This is a genomic window from Crateriforma spongiae (genome assembly GCF_012290005.1).
Classification (GTDB): Bacteria; Planctomycetota; Planctomycetia; order Pirellulales; family Pirellulaceae; genus Crateriforma; species Crateriforma spongiae.
The window spans coordinates 159253-179748 of the sequence record NZ_JAAXMS010000001.1 but is presented as its reverse complement, the minus strand read 5'-3'; the positions used below and the strand labels follow the sequence as shown (position 1 = coordinate 179748).

At 55.5% G+C, this 20496-nt stretch carries 14 protein-coding genes; 6 read left to right on the top strand and 8 right to left on the bottom strand.

Features of this window, described 5'->3' with window-relative positions:
• Positions 1 to 2: 2 nt before the first annotated feature.
• From HFP54_RS00685 to HFP54_RS00675, 3 genes are all read right to left on the bottom strand, one after another.
• Positions 3 to 971, bottom strand: coding sequence for an ABC transporter ATP-binding protein (locus HFP54_RS00685; protein ID WP_168563705.1), 969 nt, complete (start codon positions 969 to 971; stop codon positions 3 to 5).
• Between the two features lie 98 nt (positions 972 to 1069).
• A complete protein-coding gene (locus tag HFP54_RS00680) occupies positions 1070 to 2185 on the bottom strand; it encodes an ABC transporter permease (protein WP_168563704.1) in 1116 nt (371 codons plus the stop codon).
• Between the two features lie 135 nt (positions 2186 to 2320).
• On the bottom strand, positions 2321 to 3748 hold the full coding sequence (locus HFP54_RS00675; protein ID WP_168563703.1) for a CmpA/NrtA family ABC transporter substrate-binding protein: 1428 nt from the start codon (positions 3746 to 3748) through the stop codon (positions 2321 to 2323).
• Between the two features lie 855 nt (positions 3749 to 4603).
• Here HFP54_RS00675 and nrfH point away from each other — a divergent pair.
• Both nrfH and HFP54_RS00665 read left to right on the top strand, forming a co-directional pair.
• Entirely contained in the window at positions 4604 to 5134 is a 531-nt protein-coding gene (gene nrfH, locus HFP54_RS00670) for a cytochrome c nitrite reductase small subunit (RefSeq protein ID WP_168563702.1), read from the top strand.
• Between the two features lie 66 nt (positions 5135 to 5200).
• On the top strand, positions 5201 to 6784 hold the full coding sequence (locus HFP54_RS00665) for an ammonia-forming cytochrome c nitrite reductase subunit c552 (RefSeq protein WP_168563701.1): 1584 nt from the start codon (positions 5201 to 5203) through the stop codon (positions 6782 to 6784).
• Positions 6785 to 6929: 145 nt separating this feature from the next.
• Here HFP54_RS00665 and HFP54_RS00660 read toward each other — a convergent pair whose 3' ends face one another.
• Positions 6930 to 7625 (bottom strand): Crp/Fnr family transcriptional regulator, encoded by a 696-nt coding sequence (locus tag HFP54_RS00660; RefSeq protein ID WP_206035944.1) that lies wholly within the window; start codon positions 7623 to 7625, stop codon positions 6930 to 6932.
• A 127-nt stretch (positions 7626 to 7752) separates the two neighbouring features.
• Between HFP54_RS00660 and hcp the strand changes: the two genes are divergently transcribed.
• Positions 7753 to 9048: a hydroxylamine reductase gene (gene hcp / locus HFP54_RS00655; RefSeq protein WP_168564145.1), complete on the top strand. Its 1296-nt coding sequence runs from the start codon at positions 7753 to 7755 to the stop codon at positions 9046 to 9048.
• Between the two features lie 344 nt (positions 9049 to 9392).
• Here the strand turns inward: hcp and HFP54_RS00650 are convergent, their stop codons facing one another.
• Positions 9393 to 11699 (bottom strand): arylsulfatase, encoded by a 2307-nt coding sequence (locus tag HFP54_RS00650; RefSeq protein ID WP_168564144.1) that lies wholly within the window; start codon positions 11697 to 11699, stop codon positions 9393 to 9395.
• Positions 11700 to 12251: 552 nt separating this feature from the next.
• Between HFP54_RS00650 and HFP54_RS00645 the strand changes: the two genes are divergently transcribed.
• Positions 12252 to 14039: an arylsulfatase gene (locus HFP54_RS00645; RefSeq protein ID WP_168563700.1), complete on the top strand. Its 1788-nt coding sequence runs from the start codon at positions 12252 to 12254 to the stop codon at positions 14037 to 14039.
• Positions 14040 to 14137: 98 nt separating this feature from the next.
• Here HFP54_RS00645 and HFP54_RS00640 read toward each other — a convergent pair whose 3' ends face one another.
• A complete protein-coding gene (locus HFP54_RS00640) occupies positions 14138 to 14374 on the bottom strand; it encodes a hypothetical protein (RefSeq protein ID WP_168563699.1) in 237 nt (78 codons plus the stop codon).
• 468 nt (positions 14375 to 14842) lie between these two features.
• Here HFP54_RS00640 and HFP54_RS00635 point away from each other — a divergent pair, with 468 nt between their 5' ends.
• Positions 14843 to 16597 carry a DUF5060 domain-containing protein gene (locus HFP54_RS00635; protein ID WP_168563698.1) on the top strand — a complete coding sequence of 585 codons (1755 nt, stop codon included), beginning with the start codon at positions 14843 to 14845 and terminating at the stop codon, positions 16595 to 16597.
• 86 nt (positions 16598 to 16683) lie between these two features.
• A complete protein-coding gene (locus HFP54_RS00630) occupies positions 16684 to 18141 on the top strand; it encodes a DUF4832 domain-containing protein (protein ID WP_168563697.1) in 1458 nt (485 codons plus the stop codon).
• A 59-nt stretch (positions 18142 to 18200) separates the two neighbouring features.
• On the opposite strand, the gene HFP54_RS00625 is transcribed toward HFP54_RS00630, so the two are convergent.
• Positions 18201 to 19319: a slr1591 family oxidoreductase gene (locus HFP54_RS00625; protein WP_168563696.1), complete on the bottom strand. Its 1119-nt coding sequence runs from the start codon at positions 19317 to 19319 to the stop codon at positions 18201 to 18203.
• Between the two features lie 104 nt (positions 19320 to 19423).
• The gene (locus HFP54_RS00620; protein ID WP_206035941.1) at positions 19424 to 20494 is read right to left on the bottom strand and encodes a cytochrome-c peroxidase; all 1071 of its coding nucleotides are present in this window, start codon (positions 20492 to 20494) and stop codon (positions 19424 to 19426) included.
• Between the last annotated feature and the right edge of the window lie 2 nt (positions 20495 to 20496).

The following is a 20496-nucleotide window of genomic DNA, read 5'->3' as shown; positions in this document are numbered from 1 at the left end:
TTTCAGATGGGTGAATTCAGTATTGCTTTTCGAGGCAACGTCAGATCCACCGGTTGGATGTCGGGACGCTGAATCTCCACAACGCCGCCTTTTTGCGCGTCTCGGGATCGTGCCCTTTGCCGAACGGCGACCAAATAGTTAGTCACTGCGTTTCGCAAGTGCTTGAACCGTTCGTTATGATTTAGCTCGGTCTTATCTCGGGGCCGATCCAAGCCAACGGTGAACGCCGGTCCCAAGCCGGCATTGGGCCCCGGATTTAGTGGTACGATCCGGTCGGCCACCAAGATTGCCTCATCCACATCATTGGTAATCATCAGGCAGGTCTGTTTCTCCTCCTGCCAGATCTTCAAAATCTCATCCTGCATGACGCTTCGTGTCAGTGCATCCAACGCCGACAGCGGTTCGTCCAGCAACAAAACCTTTGGTTTCATGGCCAATGTCCGTGCGAGCGAAACGCGTTGTCGCATCCCGCCGGACAATTCATGCGGCCGCCGATGAATGGCGTGTGTCAAACCCACCAATTCAACAAATCGATCGACGTGCTCACGGCGTTGCGCCTTGGACCAAGTCTGAAAGACACGGTCGACCGAAAGCGCGATGTTCCCACGGACCGTCAACCAGGGAAGCAGCGAATAGTTCTGGAACACCAACCCCCGTTCCGGCCCCGGGCCAGTGACCGGTTCGCCATCCATCGTGATCTCACCGGAATCCGGCTTGACCAGCCCTGCCAACAATTGTGCAAGGGTGGTCTTTCCGCTGCCGGAGAAACCCACGACAGCCAGAAACTCGCCTTCCCGCAGGTTCAGATTGATCCCGTTCAACACACCCACGCGTGTCGCGCCACTTCCGTAGCCCTTGCTGACATTCCGCACCGCCATGATCGGCGTGGGTGCCGGAGGCTGCTTCTCGACGGACTTCGGAATGACAGCCAACTGATCGGCCGTTATCTCCGAACTGGTTGCAATACTCATTGGTTCTCCGTCCAGGCATCAAGCAAAGCGACGCGGATGAAAGGTGCAGTCTCGTTGAAAATCTTCAGATGAAACGGATAGCGGATGCGCACAAGGCATCATGCAGGGGAAGGATTCCCAAAGCTGACCATGTTTCGCAGACAGATCATGATGCGATCCAGGACCAGCCCGATCACGCCGATGATGATCACGCTGAACGCGATTCGTGCATACGTCTGGCTGCTGCCATTTTGAAATTCATCCCAAACGAATTTCCCTAAACCGGGGTTTTGGGCCAACATGTCGGCGGCGATCAGCACCATCCAACCAACACCAAGGCTGATACGAAGCCCGGCGAACATCAAAGGCAGGCTGGCCGGGAGGATGATCTTGAACAATTGCTGTGACCACGAAAGCTTCAACACCTTCGCAACGTTCATGTAATCCTTATCAACGCTTGCGACACCAAGGGTGGTGTTCACCAACGTGGGCCACAGCGAACACAAGGAAACGGTCACCGCAGAAATCAAAAACGCCTTCTCGAAAAACGTCTCTCCCGCTGTCGACCCCGAATACGCCCAGATAATGACCAGCCCCGCCAAGGGTAGCCAAGCCAGCGGGCTGACCGGCTTGAAAACCTGTATGAACGGGTTCATGGCTGCGTTGAACCAGGGACTCATACCACACAACACACCCAGTGGAACCGCGATCAAGGTGGCGATGGCAAAGCCAAAAAACACGGTCTTCAGGCTGGTCAGGATTTGATCCACAAAAGTTGGTGCACTGGAAGGCACAAAATTGGCCGCACGCACGGCCTCCTGGCGAAATGCCGTGGCTGAAGCCAGGTACTTCTCCGCTTCTTCACCGCTGGACTTTGCCGCAGCCTCGTCCATCAAGCGTGCCTTGGCCATCGCCACCACGGCTTGATTCAGCTTTTCCTGACGCATCGCAGCATCAGCCGCTTTTTGCGTTTGATGCATCTCAAACAGTTCCACACCGGCGTTCCAGGTCGCCGCCGGCCCGGGCAATTTGGCACTTCCTGTGACGATGGTTTTCGCTGCCAACGACCAGAGCCCCAAAAAGATGCCGACGGTCACGATGGGAAGCAAAATGAACTTGGCAATCCCCGCCATCTGTTCTTTCGGGTCTTCGCCGGCCGCAAGCCGAACGAACGGTTCCAACACGGGTAACCCCGCAACGTTGCAAAACCGCAATGCGTTTCCGCGCCAATTCATCACTATCTTCTTATCTGTTGAAAGGTGGTCATCGAATGCGACCATCGTCGCTTTTTGATCAGCCGCGATCCTTGCGGCACCAGACTTCCGTGACAACGAACAACGCGTGCCCGTCAAAAATCGCTACCAAACACGCTATTCTTTGTGGCCGATCTCAAAGCTAGCCAAATACCCCAGTGGGTCCTTGCCGTCGTAGGATTTCCCATCAATGAAATCGGTGGACGCCGCGCGATAGCCGTCATAATCCGGCGCCGGAATCTCATTGGGATCCAGCTTTCCTTCACTGATCAACAGATCTGCAGCTTGACGATAAATGTCAGGCCGATAGATCTTTTTGGCCATTTCGTCGTACCACTGGGCCGGCTTTGATTCGGTAATCTGGCCCCAGCGGCGCATTTGCGTCAAAAACCAAACGCAATCGCTGTAGTGCGGAAAGGTCGCATTGTGCTTAAAGAAGACATTGAAGTCGGGCATGGGCCGGACGTCCGTTTTTTGAAACACGAACGTGCCCGTCATGCTGTTGTCGATCACATCAGCGTCCGCACCGACGTAGTCTTTTCGGCTTAAGATCTCGCAGGCTTCTTGGCGGTTCAGAAAGACGCCGTCCTCATCAACGGCATCCAGCCATTTGCCCGCTCGCATCAATGCCTTGACAACAGCAACGTGCGTGTTCGGATGCTGCTGATCCCATTGCTGCGTCACCCCGAACACCTTTTCCGGGTTGTTTTTCCAAATGTCATAATTGGTGGTGACGGGAACACCAATTTCTTTGACAACCGCCTGCTGGTTCCAGGGCTCACCCACGCAGTACCCTAAGATAGTGCCGGCTTCTAGAGTTGCCGGCATTTGCGGCGGCGGGGTAACCGAAAGTAACACATCGGCGTCCTGCACCCCGGTGATATCTTGGGCGGTGTACATGCCCGGATGAATTCCGGATGAAGCCAACCAGTATCGTATTTCGTAATTATGGGTACTGACCGGGAAGACCATTCCCATTTGGAAGTCTTTGCCGGCCTGCTTATATTCTTCAACGATCGGCTTCAGCGAATCTGCCGTGATGGGGTGCTCCGGTTGGTCGACTGCCAACTTTGGATCGTTCTCCTGCATCTTGGCCCAGATCTCGTTGCTGACCGTGATGCCGTTTCCGTTATAATCCAAGCTATAGGCGGTGATGATGTCGGCTTTCGTACCGAAACCAATCGTCGCACCAATGGGCTGGCCGGCCAGCATGTGAGCACCGTCCAACTGCCCGTCAATCACCCGATCCAGAAGAACCTTCCAGTTCGACTGGGCTTCAATTTCGACATTCAAGCCCTCGTCGGCGAAATAGCCTTTCTCCTTAGCAATCACCAGCGGCGCGCAATCGGTCAGCTTGATGAAGCCGAACTTTAGGTCGGTCTTTTCCAAATCCAGCTTTGTCGAACTTTCTTGCAGCAACTGTTCGGCATCCAAGTCGCCCAGATCGACCTTTGCTGCGGCAGCCTCCAAATCTTCCAATGTGACACTATCGGGCGCACACCCGGACAACGCCAAAACCGTTAACGCGACACCGGCCTGCGTCATGCCCCACCCGACGGTCGCTGTGCGCCACCGCTTTGCCGTACACCAGCGACCTAACTCTTCGAACTGACCCTTGATCTTGCTTAACAACTCTTGTGCCTTGATATCGATGCCGTCGCCCCGCAGACTGGAAATGACTCAGGTGCAACGAGGCGCCCGAGACGGAAACGTTGGTTGCTGACATCGCAGGCAGTGCGCCAGAACGTCGCAGCCTTCTCGTTTTCTCAGCGAAGGCGGTGACCGCGAACGCTACACGCACACAAGGTGGCCGGAGGCAACCCTAAAGTCGCATCAAAGCCGTTTCCCTAAAGTTTCACGGAGAGCTCTGAGTGCGCAGTAGCTAAGCACCCCGGCCCAAGTCGCGGGCACACTGCGTTTTTCCACCTGCGAACAATGAGCAGGCCGAGAGGTAGAATGCCGCGACAGGCGAACACACCGGAGAAATCCACGCCCTCCACCTCCTGACGGGATCACGACCTGAGACCCCAGAAGCTTGACCATCAAACGCCACCGCAACCGCGGTTCGTGGCCATCGGAATTCGATGGCCGGCCGGTAAGGCGTGATCCAGAGTCTCGATGGCCTGCGAACGGAACTTTGACGCGAATGAGGCCTGGGCATCCCAGATGATTCGCTTTGGATGGCTCGCGTGGTTTGGAAGAGCAACGGTATTCAGGCATCCACAGGCCGCTGACCACCAAGGAAATTGACTTAGATCAAGCACGGCCCCGGTGACTGATGGAATCCAGCCGTCCGATTCGATAGACTCTGCGTAGACCAGCGACCGACCTTGGGCGTACCAATCGTCTTGTAGCCCATTTCCAAGTCGCCATTGCCGAACGGGGCGGGAGACAGCGGTAATGCAATCCGATCACGATGGAACATCATCGGACTCCGATACACCAGACGATCCCACAATACCTAAGCCGTCTCGCAAGCGATTGTTCGGGCCCGGTGCCTATTTGTTCGCAGGCTGTCTTGGACTTCTTGCCGGTGTCGGAACGTTCACCTTCGGCTATGGCAAGGGAGCCAGCTATCTGAGCAACGATCCCAAAACGTGTGTCAACTGTCACGTGATGCAGGGCCACATGGATTCATGGCAGCAAAGCAGCCATCACCACGTCGCGGTTTGCAACGATTGTCACTTGCCACATCACCCCATCGGCAAATGGGTCACCAAAGCTGACAACGGGTTCTTTCACTCTCTTGCATTCACAACGGGCGGTTTCAAAGATCCGATCCGAATCAAACCCCGCAATCGTCGCGTCACGCAAGGCACCTGTATCCACTGCCACGAATCGGTCGTACACAGCATGTTGCCCGACGCCGCCGGCCGCGACATGCAATCTTGTGTTCACTGCCACGCCGACGTCGGACACGCGGGTCGTTGATCCGCCGATCGAAGCGAATTGCCATTCACTGTTCTTTCTTCATTCCTTCACGAATCCAGCATCACCATGTCATCGAACACCCAACGCAGTTTCGGCTGGCTGGCCCTATTAACCGCGATCGTGGCTGCGGTCACTTTCGGCGTGGTCGCATTGTTGGTGAACATTTTCGAGCGGAAACAGGAAGCCCGAAATCCATTCGTGAAGGTGGCCGAAGTCACCGAGGTCAGCACCGACCCCAAACCCTGGGGACTGAATTTCCCCCAGCAATACGAAGATTACTTAAAGACGGTGAACGACGATTACACCGACTTTGGTGGCAACCACGCGTTGCCGCCCAGCAAGCTGGAAAAGCACCCTTGGCTGAAGCGATTGTTCGCCGGCTATGCGTTCAGCATTGACTATCGCGAAGCACGCGGCCACGCCCACATGCTGTCCGACCAAGAGGTCACCAAACGCGTCACCGAGGTTCAACAAGCGGGCGCTTGCCTTCACTGCCACGCTTCGATCATTCCCACTTACCGACGAATCGGTTTGGAATCGATGGGCAAAGAAGCGACTGAAGAAGCGCTGGCCGAAGGCTACCAGTGGGACGCGGTTTTGGCTGGGTTCCAAGCGGTCAGTCAAAAGAATTACGAGGAAGTTCACGCCGAACTGACCAAGACCCCCGACGGTGTCGCAAAAGCGGAGGACGGCGATCCGCACATGGGCGGCGCTCACCCGGTGTCATGTATCGACTGCCATGACCCGGAAACAATGTCGATCCGAGTGACCCGCCCGGGATTTATCTTGGGGATCGACAAATTGGCCAAAAGCGATGCACCGGTCCCGCACCTGCCAAGCATCCAGGAATGGCGTGACAAAGGAAGCAAAGGCAACTACGATCCAAACACCATGGCGACCCGCCAGGAAATGCGATCGTTTGTCTGCGGCCAGTGCCATGTGGAGTACTACTGTGCCAACAAGATGACGCTGACGTTTCCGTGGAGCAACGGATTGAAGATGGAACAACTAGAAGCCGAATGGGACAACACCGAATTCCCCGAAGGCGGAAAGTTCTATGACTACGTCCATAAGGAAACGGGAACGAAGGTCTACAAGGCACAACACCCCGAGTTTGAACTTTGGAGCCAAGGGATACATGCCCGCAGCGGTGTCAGCTGTAGCGACTGCCACATGCCCTACGAAAAGAAGGGTGCGACCAAGGTCAGCAGCCACTGGGTTCGTAGTCCGATGTTGAACATCAACAAGGCGTGCCAAACGTGCCACAACATTCCCGAGCAAGAAATCGTGGATCGCGTGGCCGTGATTCAAGACCGAACCGAGCAGCTGATCGATCGTGCCGCCGCGGCAATGACCGAGATGCTGGACGCGATCATCGCCGCCCAGGAAGCCGGCGTTTCCGACGATGACTTGGCGCCGGTTCGCGACCTGCAACGTAAAGCCATGTGGCGGCTGGATTACATCGCCAGCGAAAACAGCAAGGGATTCCACGCCCGCCAGGAAGCCGCCCGCATCCTGGCCGAATCGGTCGACTACAGTCGCCAAGCAATCGCCATGTGCTACAAGCTGATGGGATCGTCGACACCAGCCGATGTTGCTAAGACATTCGACGAAGCGGACCGCCTGGCCAGCGTTGCGGAATCGAACTGAGGCGGGTCAATCGACCGCGCATTGCGGCCTTTATGGATACCACGGTTTCGCAGCAAACCGTGTGGCCACCCGATTCCATCACACTCGCCGGCGAGCCCTGTTGCTCAAGCCGCGTTGCGTTTCGGCCAGCCGACCGGGTGGCTGCTCACTCTCGATGATCGCTGATGTCACCCAAGGCATCCGCATCCAACACGCGAATCGTCCGGCTTCCCTCCGATTCAATCACCTGTTTTTCCATTAAACGACGCAGCACACGCGAGAACGTTTCGCTGGTCAAGTTCAGGTGATTGGCGATGTCTTTCTTGGACCCGGGCAGGGCGATCCTGCCGTTCGCGTCGCAAGGCAGGTCACACAACAACCGGGTCACGCGCGACATCGCGTCACGCAGAGCGATGTCCTCCACCAGCTGAACAAAATGGCGCACCCAGAACGCCATCCCCGTCAGCAACTGGTGACACAATGCATGATTGGATGACAACTCCGTTTGCAGCCGATCCGTGGGAATCAACACACATTCGGTCGATTCGGCGGCCGTGGCTGATGCCGGCAATGGAAAACCACCGATAGCAGCAACTTCGGCGAACGTTTGATTGGGGCCACAAAGGTGCAACACGTGTTGTTGCCCATTAGGTCCGCTGCGAAAAACACGCACCAACCCGTGATCGACAACGAAGATGCCGGGGCAGGGCGTTTGTTGTTGAAACACCGTTTCACCGGCCCGGTATCGGCACCGACGCCCCATGTCGCACAGCAACAACATCTGCTGATCATCCAGCCCCTGAAACAATCCGCAAGCGGCCAACACATCACGAACTGACCGCGGATCAGAAACTTCTTTCATCGCGTGGCTCCCTTGATCTTGGTCAAGGACAAATCCAATGCGGGCTCCATAATGGCCGCTTGGAATCTGATGCCATTCACCCTTCCATGGGAATCCAACGATGTCGATGAACGAATTCCGACCGCCGCTGATGTGCGACCAATGCGAACAAACCTCCAAGGGGCGTGGATGCATGATTGCCGAACACCCGGGCGTGTGCGGGAAAGACGAGGATGTTCAGTCACTGCAGGAGATCTTGCTGTATGGTCTCAAAGGCATGGCGTCCTACGCACACCATGCGCGCCGCCTGGGCAAGACGGATGAATCGGTTAGCGAGTTTATCGAAGAAGCACTGTTTTCAACAGTGACAAACGTCAACTTCGACGTCGACAGCCTTCTGGAACTCGTCCTGAAATGCGGCAGCATGAACCTTCGCGTCATGGAATTGCTCGACAGCGGACACGTCGAAATGTTTGGCCACCCGCGTCCCGCGGAGGTGAAGCATGGCACCGCCGAAGGGCCGGGAATCTTGGTGACCGGGCACGACATGTTGGACTTGCTGAATGTGTTGAAGCAGGTCGAAGGCACCAACATCAACGTCTACACGCACGGCGAAATGCTGCCGGCACATATGTATCCGATCCTTGGCGATCACCCAAATTTGGCGGGGCATTTTGGTGGCCCCTGGCAAAAACAGAAAACCGAGTTCGCCGCATTTCCAGGACCGGTACTGGCCACAACGAACTGCCTGCTGCTGCCACGCGAGAGCTACAAAGACCGCCTGTTCCACACACGCGTCACCGCGGTCCCGGAGGGCGTTCGTATTGACGGTGACGACTATGGTCCGGTCATCGAATCGGCATTGCGATGTGCCCCCTGCGATGACAACTGGGTCAGCACCAGCACCATCGGATTTCATCGTGAAGTCCTGTTGGACCGCGCCGCGGAGATCGTCGCCGCATGCAAAGAAGGCAAGATCAGCCACTTCTTCCTTATTGGCGGCTGCGACGGCGCAGAGCCGGGAAGAAACTACTACAGCGATTTTGCACAAGCCACGCCGCACGATAGCTTTATCCTGACGCTCGGATGCGGAAAGTATCGAATCAATGGCTTTGATTACGGCACCCACCTGGGCCTTCCCCGCCTGATGGACATGGGCCAATGCAATGACGCATTCGGCGCGATCGCGGTGGCATCGGCTTTGGCCGACGCATTCGAATGTTCCGTCAACGATCTTCCGCTGACGATTGTCCTCAGTTGGTTCGAACAGAAGGCCGTCGCCGTCTTACTGACCCTGCTGTCGCTGGGGGTCACCAACATCCGCATCGGTCCTGCGGCGCCGGCATTCATTTCGCCCAACATCATGAAGCGATTGCAGGACACCTACAACCTGCAACTGATCGGGCCCGACGGTGCAGCTGACTGTGCCGCATCACTGGCTTGATTCGCCGCCGATGAATTCCGCAACCGCCCGCCAAAAACGCATCAAAGCCGACCTTTTGAGCGGGACGGTTGCACTGCCATCACACCGACTGCCCACCGGTGCCAAGCCTGGCAACCGGTGAGACGCTGATGTGTGCAACTGTGACGCACCATTATCAAACAAAAACACCATGCGTCCGACAAGAATCGATGCCTTGCCAATCGGCACGACATAGGAAAACGACTGATCCAGCCTTAATGCCGTAAACAGCGGGCACGATCCGCGTCCAACGAAGCACATGGTTGATGTGCCTTCCTTTCACGCGATGTACGCCCATCGATCACCGCGTGACAGGAAAACAGTGGCTATCGAATCTCGATCACAACCTTGTCAATCGAACCAACAATCTCGAATGGGGGCTGATAGTCCTTGGTTACGGGTTGTCCGGTATCAGCGCCGACGCCAAACGTGTCGATCCCACAACGGCCCCCGACGGTCGCCGACATGACGGCTGAATCAACCAACTGGTCGTCGACCGAAAGCCGGACGGTCGCCCCTTTCCCGGCACCGCCACCGTCATAATCAAAATCCACTCTGATCACCGATTTACCATTCGGCACCGGACTGTGACTTTGAATGATCGTGTGCTCCTCGAAAAAGTTGTAATCGAATACCGGGACGCCGTCTTTCAAGTAAAGCACCATTCCGGCGGCAACACCCCCGAATCCCATGATCACGCCTTCGGCTGTCGACTCGTTGACATCGATGCTGGCCGTCAACGACCAACTTTGGTTTTTCATGGGCGGAGCAGCCGGTTCAGCGATCCGGGTGGCACCTGCGTAATAAATGTATGTCTTTGACTCGGGGTCCCATCCCGGAACCGATGGCTTGGGAATGGCCAATCGACCGGCGCCGCGATCATCGAACGGATAAACCGAGTTCTGTTCCGCGGCGGCAGCAAACTGTTCTTTCAACTCTTCGAGTTTTTGGGGCATCATCGCCGCCAAATCGTTCGCTTCTGAAAAGTCGGATTCCAAGTTGTAAAGCTCCCAACGGTCTTGATCCCAGTTCCCCGGTGCTAAATCTTGTCGCCAAGGAATGGTGTGCTGGGCATTGGCTTTCCATCCATCGACATAGATGGATCGGTTGGTGAAAATCTCGAAATATTGTTTTTGCCTGCCCTGATAGCCGGCATTGTCAAAACTATCCATGAATGACTTGCCCGCCAATGGAAGCTGCGTGATTCCATTGACCTGTTCTGGCATCGGGACGTTTGCGGCTTCCAGAATTGTCGGGACAACATCCACCAAATGCAGAAATGCATCGCGGGGACGTTCATCGGGCTGAATCTTCGCCGGCCAACTGACCACCATCGGGTTTCGAGTTCCGCCCAGGTGGGACGCCACTTGCTTGACCCACTGAAACGGGGTGTTGCCTGCCCATGCCCAGCCGACGGGATAGTGCGGCTCCGACTCGGGTCCACCCAATAAATCCAAATGCGTCGCAACTTCGTCCAAATCCGTCGGCAACCCGTTCAAGTTGCGAATCTCGTTCAAGGTTCCATCCGGCCCACCCTCGGCTGATGCTCCGTTGTCGCCAACGATGTAGATCACCAGGGTGTTCTCTGCATCGGGCAACTCCTTCACCGCATTCAACAACCGCCCTACCTCGTGATCCGTAAAGGCAAAGTAGCCCGCGAAGTTCTCAAACAACGCACAGTAAACGTCTTTCTGTTCATCGCTCAAGCTTTCCCATTCCGGAACCCACTCGGGACGTGGCGTCAACTGGGTTCCTTGGGGGACGATTCCCATCCGCAACTGGTTCTGGAATACCTGGTCGCGATACTTCTCCCACCCCATGTCAAACTTGCCTTTGAATTGGTCACGCCAAGACGCGGTGACGTGATGGGGTGCATGCATCGCCCCGGGAGCGAAATACATGAAGAACGGCTTTTCCGGGGCGACCGACTTGGCAAGCTTCATCCGAGCGATTGCGCGGTCGGTCATGTCGGTCATGAAGTGGTACCCTTCGTCGGGCGTCTTGTTTGGCTCGACAGGCACCGTGTTCTCAAAAATGACCGGGTAGTACTGATGGGTCTCTCCTGCATTAAAGCCGTAGAAGTACTCAAACCCCATCCCCGTCGGCCAGCGATCAAAAGGACCGGCAACGGTGGTTTCCCAGTCAGGCGTACTGTGGTTTTTACCGTACCACCAAGTGTTGTACCCGTTATGTTTCAAGACCTCCGCGATGGTTGCCGTATTCTTTGGCAGCATCGTGGAATAGTTGGGAAAACCGGTAGCCCACTCCATCAAAAATCCGTTTCCGCATTGATGATGATTCCGGCCCGTCAATAGCGCCGCACGCGAAGGCCCACAAATCGCCGTCGTATGAAATCGATTGTATTTGATGCCCTCCGATGCCAACTTGTCCAAATTCGGTGTCGGAATCAAACCACCGAACGTGGACGTCTGGCCAAACCCCACGTCATCCAACAGGATCAACAAAACATTGGGGGCTCCTTCTGGTGCGGCAACGGGCCCTTGCCAGTCGGATACCGAGTCTTTGTAGGTCTTGCCGATTTCACCTTCAAACGGAGTTAAACGCATCGGCACCTTGCTGCGATCTGGATCCGTTGCCTTCAAATGCCTTTCGCCAGCAAACAACCATCCCATGAGCAAAACGACAAACGCGACACGCAACGCAGGCGAACGAAATGACATCACGAAACCCGATTCATAGAAGATGAAAACAGAACGAATTGATGTCACTGTAGCAGGCGTCAGATTGGTCCAAAACGGTACGTTTTTTGGCAAGCAAGCATTTTGTCGGCAATTTCAAACCAGCCCGATGGATGGCTGAATCCGAACACCTGAAGGCACGCGATGTTCCGATCCCCAAACGGCTGCCCCATCCAGTCGGCTTGATGGCGTCACCCCGGTCCGAAACGCAACGGATTGAATCCCCGGTCGCTATACTACTTGCCGACGCAACGATTGAGTGTTTCCATCGCTACGGCTCTGGCAGATCCGCGGCTGGTCCTCTTTGACATCGTGTCGTGCCAGGAGCGAGGCAAACGTGTCACACTGCACGCTCCGTCCCCCAGACGGAAGTTACATCAAGGATGGATCCTGCTTGGCGACTTGTTCGTCCAACGCAAGGGACGACATTCATCTTTGAATCCAAATTGACCAACCCCAAATCCATCCAACTAGAGGATCGTTCGCATGAAAGTCGGTGATCACCATCGGGCGTTTTTCCGGACCGCCGTGCTGACACTGACGTCGATTGCCTGGATGGCATCGGCATTGGCATTGGAACGTCCAAACGTCATTGTCATCATGAGTGACGACCAGGGTGTCGGCGACTACGGTTTCATGGGCAACGAAGTCATCAAGACCCCCGAATTGGACGCCTTGGTTCAACGCAGCGCGCTGATGAACCGATTCTACGTCAGCCCGGTGTGTGCCCCGACCAGGGCAAGCTTGATGACCGGTCGATACAACTATCGGACCCGATGCATCGACACCTATGTCGGACGCGCAATGATGGATCCGGCGGAAGTCACGATCGCAGAATTGCTGCATAACGCCGGCTATCAAACGGGAATCTATGGCAAGTGGCACCTGGGTGATAGTTACCCTTTGAGACCAATGGACCAAGGGTTTCAAGACTGTCTGGTGCATCGAGGTGGCGGTATCGGACAACCGTCGGATCCAATCGGCGCCGAAGGCAAATACACCGACCCGACGCTGTTCAAAAATGGGGTCGAAACCCCGATGAAAGGCTATTGCACTGACATCTACTTCGATGCCGCCATGTCGTTCATCGAATCGGCGGTCGCCGAAGAGAACCATTTCTTTACCTACATCGCCACCAATGCGCCACACGGACCATTCCATGACGTCCCGAAAGAACTTTACCAGAGCTACTTGACGGCCGATTTTGGTCCGATCCTCGTCAAAGACCTTCCACCAAAGCGATTGTCAGCGGAGGTCGACAAACTTGCGCGGATCGCGGCGATGATCACCAATATCGACGAAAACGTCGGGCGGTTGTTGCGCAAGCTGGACGAGTTGAAGATCCGTGAAAACACGATCGTCATCTACTTGAATGACAACGGCCCCAACACACTGCGTTACGTCGGCGACATGCGAGGCATGAAAACTCATGTCGATGACGGCGGCGTGCGATCACCACTGGTATTCCACTGGCCAACCGCGATCGCCGCTCCCGTTGAACGAGATGAATTGTGTGCCCACATCGACCTTTTACCGACGCTGATGGATGCGTGTCAGGTGGACCTGCCATCAGATCTGCAAATCGACGGTCGTAGCTTTTTGCCGCTACTGATGGACGACGAAGCAGATTGGCCAAAACGGCAAGTCGTGATCCAAGCCCACCGTGGCGATGTCCCGCAACGGTATCATCACTTTTCGCTGCACGAAGCCCCATGGAAGCTGGTCCATCCCAGCGGCTTTGGGAAAGAGACTTTTTCGGGTCCACCCAAACTGGAGCTTTACAACCTCCACGAAGACCCTCGGCAACAGCGTGACGTGTCCGATGAATTCCCCGAAGTGAAGGCCCGCTTGCAGGAGGCGTACGAGGCTTGGTTCGCCGATGTCAGTACAACGCGTCCGAACAATTATGCCCCACCACGGATCGTCATCGGAACTGATCATGAACCGACAACGGTCTTGACCCGGCAAGACTGGCGTCACACCAAAGGTCGAGCTTGGGCGGCCGATTCCAACGGGCATTGGTTGTTGGAAAGTATGAAACCCGGTACCTACGACGTTGAATTAGTTTTCGCCGACTCACCAAGCTCCGGTCAGGCCACGGTACGAGCAGGCAACTACGCAAAAACACTAACGATTGAACCAGGAAACCGCCGTGGTCACAAAATCCGAATGGATTTGCCTGGCGGGAAGTTCTCGTTTTCCGTTGACGTCGACTTTGGGGACACAAATCAGGGCCCCCATCAGGTGATCGTCCAGCGGGTTGGCTCGCCATGACGGTCGGGCTCGGCGCAACGCCTTGATCACGAATGTGCAAAGCATGGATCACGCCGATTTCGTAGTTGTTGTTTTTGCTGTCCAAGCGGCGTGAACGGCTAGAGACGCGATTCGCGTTTGGCTTTTCCAAACTTTGCTGCAGCGATGAACCAAAAGGGTGCGATGATGATGCATCCGATGACCGCGGTCGCCGATCCCAGCCTGGACGCTCGTTCGGACAACTCACGATTGGATAGCCCCTGGCCGTCCAACCACATCATGACCAGGACGCCAACAATCAGCATCAATGGCAGGACGATCGCAGTAACGACCAACGGTAACTTGAAGAATTTCACCAACCATACCTCCTCAACATACGAGACTTATTTCCCACGTAGAGCAATGTAGTGGATTGGCTTTCAGGTCGTGCATTCATCCGAAAGCGTGTAGCCGCGCCGCCCGACCATCTGAGCACGGCGTTCGGTGGGCAAATTTGCTTGGCCGCACCTCTTGCCATCACTGACTGCCACCATGCCAAACACAGACAGCCAATCCTGTAGGGCATATCGCGAACGTGACGTTGCGCACCTCGGTCTCGCAGCGTTTTGCCGGCGACCTGTCCCAGGGTTGGCTTCGCTCCATCTTTAGCCGCCCGGAACGGATACAATCGGTGGGATCAACATTGATCCCACGCTATCGTTCAGGTTTGCTCCATGGTCGTGACTCGTTCCTGTTTTCCCAAGCTCGCGTTTCTTCTTGGTGTCTTTGTCCTAACCGGTTTGTCGCACGGGCAAGCGTCCGATTCCGTGTCGGAAGCAAGAACCTTGGAGACCATCACACTGTCTTTCCAGGGCCCCGACACATCGGAAACAGCCGAAGACAACCCGTTCACCGATACACGCTTGCTGGTCAAACTACAACACGAAGACCAGGAGTTGAACGTCCGGGGCTTCTATGCGGCGGACGGCGATGCCGCAGAAACGAGCGCCGATAGCGGGCAAATCTGGCAATGCCGCGTCACCTTGGACCAACCGGGCGACTGGACCTATGAAGCCAGTTTACGGCGGGGTGATTGGATCGCGATCCGCTCCGATCCCGGTGCCGGAACCGAGTTACCATTGGATTCCTCCAGCGGTCGAATCCGGGTTTCCGATTGGCCGACGAATGACAACGACGACGTTGATTTTCGCCGCCGTGGCCGCGTGATTTCCGACGGCTACTATTTTCGAATGTCCCCCGGCGGTGAGGTTTTTCTCAAGTGCGGTGCGAATTCGCCGGAAAATTTGCTGGCCTACGCGGACTTTGATGACACCTATCGCATGGCAAAGAGTGAAAGCCGTGGCGAAGCAAAGACGACCAAAGATCTGCATCAATTCACGGCACACTTGACCGACTGGACTTCGGGGGACCCGACCTGGAAAGACGGCAAGGGGAAGTCACTGATCGGCGCATTCAATTACCTGTCCCAGGTGGGCATGAATTCGTGCTACTTCCTAACCATGAACATCGGTGGCGATGGGAAAGACGTGTGGCCCTACCGATCACCGGACGACTTTTCCCGCTTTGACTGCAGCAAGCTGGACCAGTGGGAAATCGTTTTCGAACACATGCAACGAAAGGGGATCTTGCTGCACATCGTTACCCAAGAAACGGAGAATGAGACCCTACTGGACGAGGGCGATACCGGACGATTTCGACAACTGTATTACCACGAATTGATCTCTCGCTTTGCCCATCACCCGGCGGTTGTCTGGAATCTGGGTGAAGAAAACGGACCGGCAAACTTTTCGCCGATCGGGCAAACACCTCAACAAGAAATGGCAATGTCCGACTTTTTCGCCGATGCGGATCCCTATGACCACCCGGTACTGATTCACTCGCACGCCGCCCGCGATGCCCAGGAACACATTTTGAAGCCACTGCTGGGTCACGACATGCTTGACGGTGTTTCGTTGCAAGTAAGCGATCCCAAACGGGTCCATTCGGATGTCTTGAAATGGCGACACTTGTCGACCGAATCAGGACACCCGTGGATTCAATCGATGGATGAAATCGGCCCAGCCAAACGAGGCGCCGTTCCCGACGTGGACGATCCAATGCACGACCAAGTCCGCGGGCCTGTACTGTGGGGAAGCCTGATGGCCGGTGCGTCGGGCGTCGAATGGTACTTCGGCTATGAATACGACCACAACGATCTGATGGCCGAAGACTGGCGTTCACGTGAATCCCTGTGGCAACAGACCCGAATCGCAAAAGAGTTCTTCGAATCCAAGTTGCCGTTGTTGGATTGTTCCAGCGACGATGCCTTGATCGTTCGAGGCAACGGTTACTGCCTGTGCAAGCCGGGAGACCTTTACGTGGTTTACCGACCGGCCAAAGAATCTGAATCGAAGCTGGCCATCGACCTTCCCGATTCGGAAAACTCCTACCGTATCCAATGGTTCGATCCACGAAACGGAGGCGAATTACAAACCGGAACCGTCACGTCCGTCAAAGGGGGCCCATCCCAAGGACTCGGTTTGCCACCGGAACAGCCTGATCAGGATTGGGTGATTCTGGTTCGACGTGACGCCCCATAGAAGCCAAGCCTTTGCATGGGCGTCGAACAGCACCGGCGATCCATTACCGGATCACCATCCCGGGAATCTGCCCCCAAGAAGTCATGATGAAACGATTGTCCTACCGCCGGCCGATCAATTCGATTGCCACCTGCTTCCTATTGGCGTTCATGGCACCAACGCTGTTGGCACAGGAGGTCGTTTACCGACCGGTCGCTTATCCCGGTGCACTTCGAAACCCGTTGAAAGGATTCACTTCAGGAAGCGAATGGCAGACGCTACAACACACCTATATTCGTTGGAACGAATTGGAGAACCATGAATCGGACGGCATCGATCGGATCATGGTGGTATCGAATCGAAAATGGGAGGGCTTTGAGAAAAAGAACATCAAAGCAATTCCAAGGGTTTACTTGCACTGGGAAAAGGAAGACCAAAAGTTTTGGCCTTCCGACATGACCGCCGGAGACTACACAAGTCCCCAGTTTGAAAGACGACTTCGGCGGCTGATCAAGCGGTTGGGGCAGTGCTGGAACAATGATCCACGAGTCGCGTTCGTCGAACTAGGAATCTTTGGAAAATGGGGCGAGCAACATTCGCCATCACCCACTCCTAGAATGCAAAGAATCGCCGCGGATGCTTTTCAAAAAGCATTCCCGGACAAACTGGTATCGGTCCGACATCCATGGTCGGAATTTCAAAGCCAACCGTTCGGTGCGTACTGGGATTCGTGGGCGCACATCCAGCAAATGTGGCCGCACGGAAACGAGATCGCAAAGCTGAACCAGAATGGCCGATGGAAACACGCCTACATCGGTGGCGAGGTGGCCTACAACTGGGGTGACTACGAAACTCAACCGGGCATTTCGCCCACCGATTCAGTGGTCGATCCGATCCACCGAAACCACGTGATCAACAGCATACGTTGGCTGCATTGCACCCAACTGAAGTGGATTGCCAAGTACGCCCCCGACACCCCGGGGGCGAACGCCGGTGCAGAAGAAGTTCAAAAGGCACTGGGCTATCGTTTCGTCATCGACGAAGCCAGGTTTTCCGTTACGAGCAATCAACTGGATTTTTCCGTGAAGGTGCGCAACGAGGGCTCCGCTCCCTTTTACTACCCTTGGCCACTGGAAATCTCGCTACTTGATCTGAATACTAAAAAGCCTGTTTGGAAACAAGTTTTTGCGAACGTCGATCTGCGGTCGTGGCTTCCCGGGGATCAGTGGACGGCTCCGACCTGGATGTCCAGCGATGATTGGCCGGGAATCGCCGGAACCTGGGAATCGAAAGCATCCCGATGGAAAATCCAACCAAAGAAGGTTCCTGTGAGCCAGACGTTTTCACTTCCCGCGATGGAAGGATCCTATACCCTGGCGATAGCCATCTTGGATCCCGCAAATGGTGAACCAGCGGTCCGATTCGCCAACACCAATTACTGGGTCGGCGGAAGGTATCCCCTGGGCACCATCGACTTGGATGATCGAAAAGCCAATCCGCTGGCCAGCAACACACCGTTCGATGACCCTCACGACGACCACAGCCTTCACTACGCCCAACCATGAATGCCTTGGGTTGAAAAGGCCGATCGGTGCGATTTCAACCAAAAGCGCCGACACCAGCCTTAGCGTTGAAACTCGCGGATGAAACTTCGATCAATTCGATTTTTCAGCCACAAACACCACCGGGAATGAATCGTCCAACGGTGATACTCCAGCAAGGCTTTGCCGTCGCCGGTATTCAGCAGCTTCAAAAAGTCACTCTGCGGCCGAAATTCTTTCAAAGTGTGGCCACCGAGAAAAGCGCGGATGTTGTGCCACAACACCGGGCTCTGCCGGACGGCATAGACACCTGCCTTGGGATGTGGCGAATCCACCACGGTTCCACAATCTCCCACGCCAAACACGGCGGGGTCGCCCGTTGATTGCAGAGTCTTCTGGGTGGCAATAAAACCTCGCGAATCGGTCGGAAGCCCCAAGGATCGAATGACGTGAGGCGGCGCGGCCCCGGTCGCCCAAACCACAATGTCGGCGCCAAAAGAATTTTCATCATTTACAACGACTTTGCCGGTCTGGACATCGGTCACTCGAGCGTTGGGGACGACACTGATTCCACGATTCGCCAGCAATGCTTCCAATCGCTTGACGCTCTGGCACGACATTCCGCTTGCAACGTGCTGATCGGCACAAAAGATCTGAAGTTGTGCCGACGATTGAGACGAACGCAAACGTAGCCATTGATCAAGACAGAAGGCGATTTCCACACTGGCGACCCCGCCACCAACGATGGCGATCGATGGCGTCCTTGCAGCACGATCAAGGTCCAGTGCCTGGTGCAAGCGAGACAGAAACGTCTGCATCGGTTTGATGGGAACAAAGCCCGACACATCCGTGTAGTTTTCACACCCCGCCGGGATGGAACCAACACCGATCGACAGTACGTCGAAACGCAAACGATCCCCACCGTCCAACTGCAACTCTTTGGCCGTCGCATCCATCGCGACCACGTTGTCAGTGATCAGTCTGCCGCCAGCATCGTCCACCAAACGATGCAAATCGATTTGCATCTGATCAGGACGGAATTGCCCCCCCAAGGTTCCGGGTAGCATTCCAGAGTACGTCGCCTGGTCAAACTTTGAGACACAGACCAATTCCACGTCGGGCAACGGATGATCGATCCAACGCCGGACAAAATCGGCATTGGTGTGACCGATGCCCAACAAAACAATCCGGCGACCAGTCAATGCAAACGTACTCTTGAGACAATGGAACAAACGAAGCCGCGTTCATTGTATCCGGTTCCCCGTGGACCGGATTGAACATGCCGACAGACGCTGTTTTGGACCGATCAATCCTTGACGATCGATTGGCCCGACAACGATGGCAACCTTGGAAGACTGATTTCCGGAAACGGCCCCTCGGTTGCTTCCAAGAAACGTACTAAGTCGGTGACTTCTTGTTCGTCCAACTCCATATCCAACTGAGTCACTGCCATCACTTCGACAGCCTCGGCCAACGTCGGCACGCGACCATTGTGCATGTAAGGGGCAGTCAGTGAAATGTTTCGCAGTGTCGGTGTTTTGAACATATTCTCGTCCAACGCCTCCTCGGTCAGTGCACCACGCCCTGTGTCGGAAGCCAAGTCATACCTTACCACCAGCGGCGAATCGACATACCGCGGAAACTCCGCGTATTCGATCTCTTCGCCGGGCGTCCATCCGTTCAGAGCGGGGCCGCTATGGCACTCGGTGCACCCGACGGAATCGAACAGTTCCATGCCGCGTTTTTGGGCGGGCGTCAACGCGGATGCATCACCCTTTAGATATCGGTCCAAGGCTGATCCAGGGGTGATCAACGTACGCTCGAATGCCGCGATCGCATCCACCGCTAATTCAATGGTGACACCTTCGCCGGATCCATACACGCTGGCAAATTCGTCGACGTACTTGGGTATCTTACGAATACGCTGAAGCACTTGATCATGGTGCGCCATACCCATTTCAACATCCGCAACCAGCGGACCTTTGGCCTGTTCTTCCAGCGTCGGGGCTCGGCCGTCCCAGAACTGCGATCCTTGGAAAGCCGAATTCCAAACCGTCGGCGCATTTCTTGCTCCGGTCAGCCCGTGCACGCCCATGGAACTGATGCGACCGTCATCGCCACCTTCCATCAGATTGTGGCAAGTATTGCAAGAAACGGTACCGGTCACCGACAGACGCGGATCAAAGTACAGTTTCTTTCCCAATTGCACTTTCGCAACGGTATCTGATGATAAGGCTGCAGAATCGGGCAGCGGTTCTAAGTCTTGGGCAAACGCGGATGTGGAAACAGCGGTCGCCATCAAAACCAAACCACAATACGTCACGGCGCGAACGGACATGCACCGAGCCAAGGTTTCCATCGTTTCTTTTTCTTTCATCG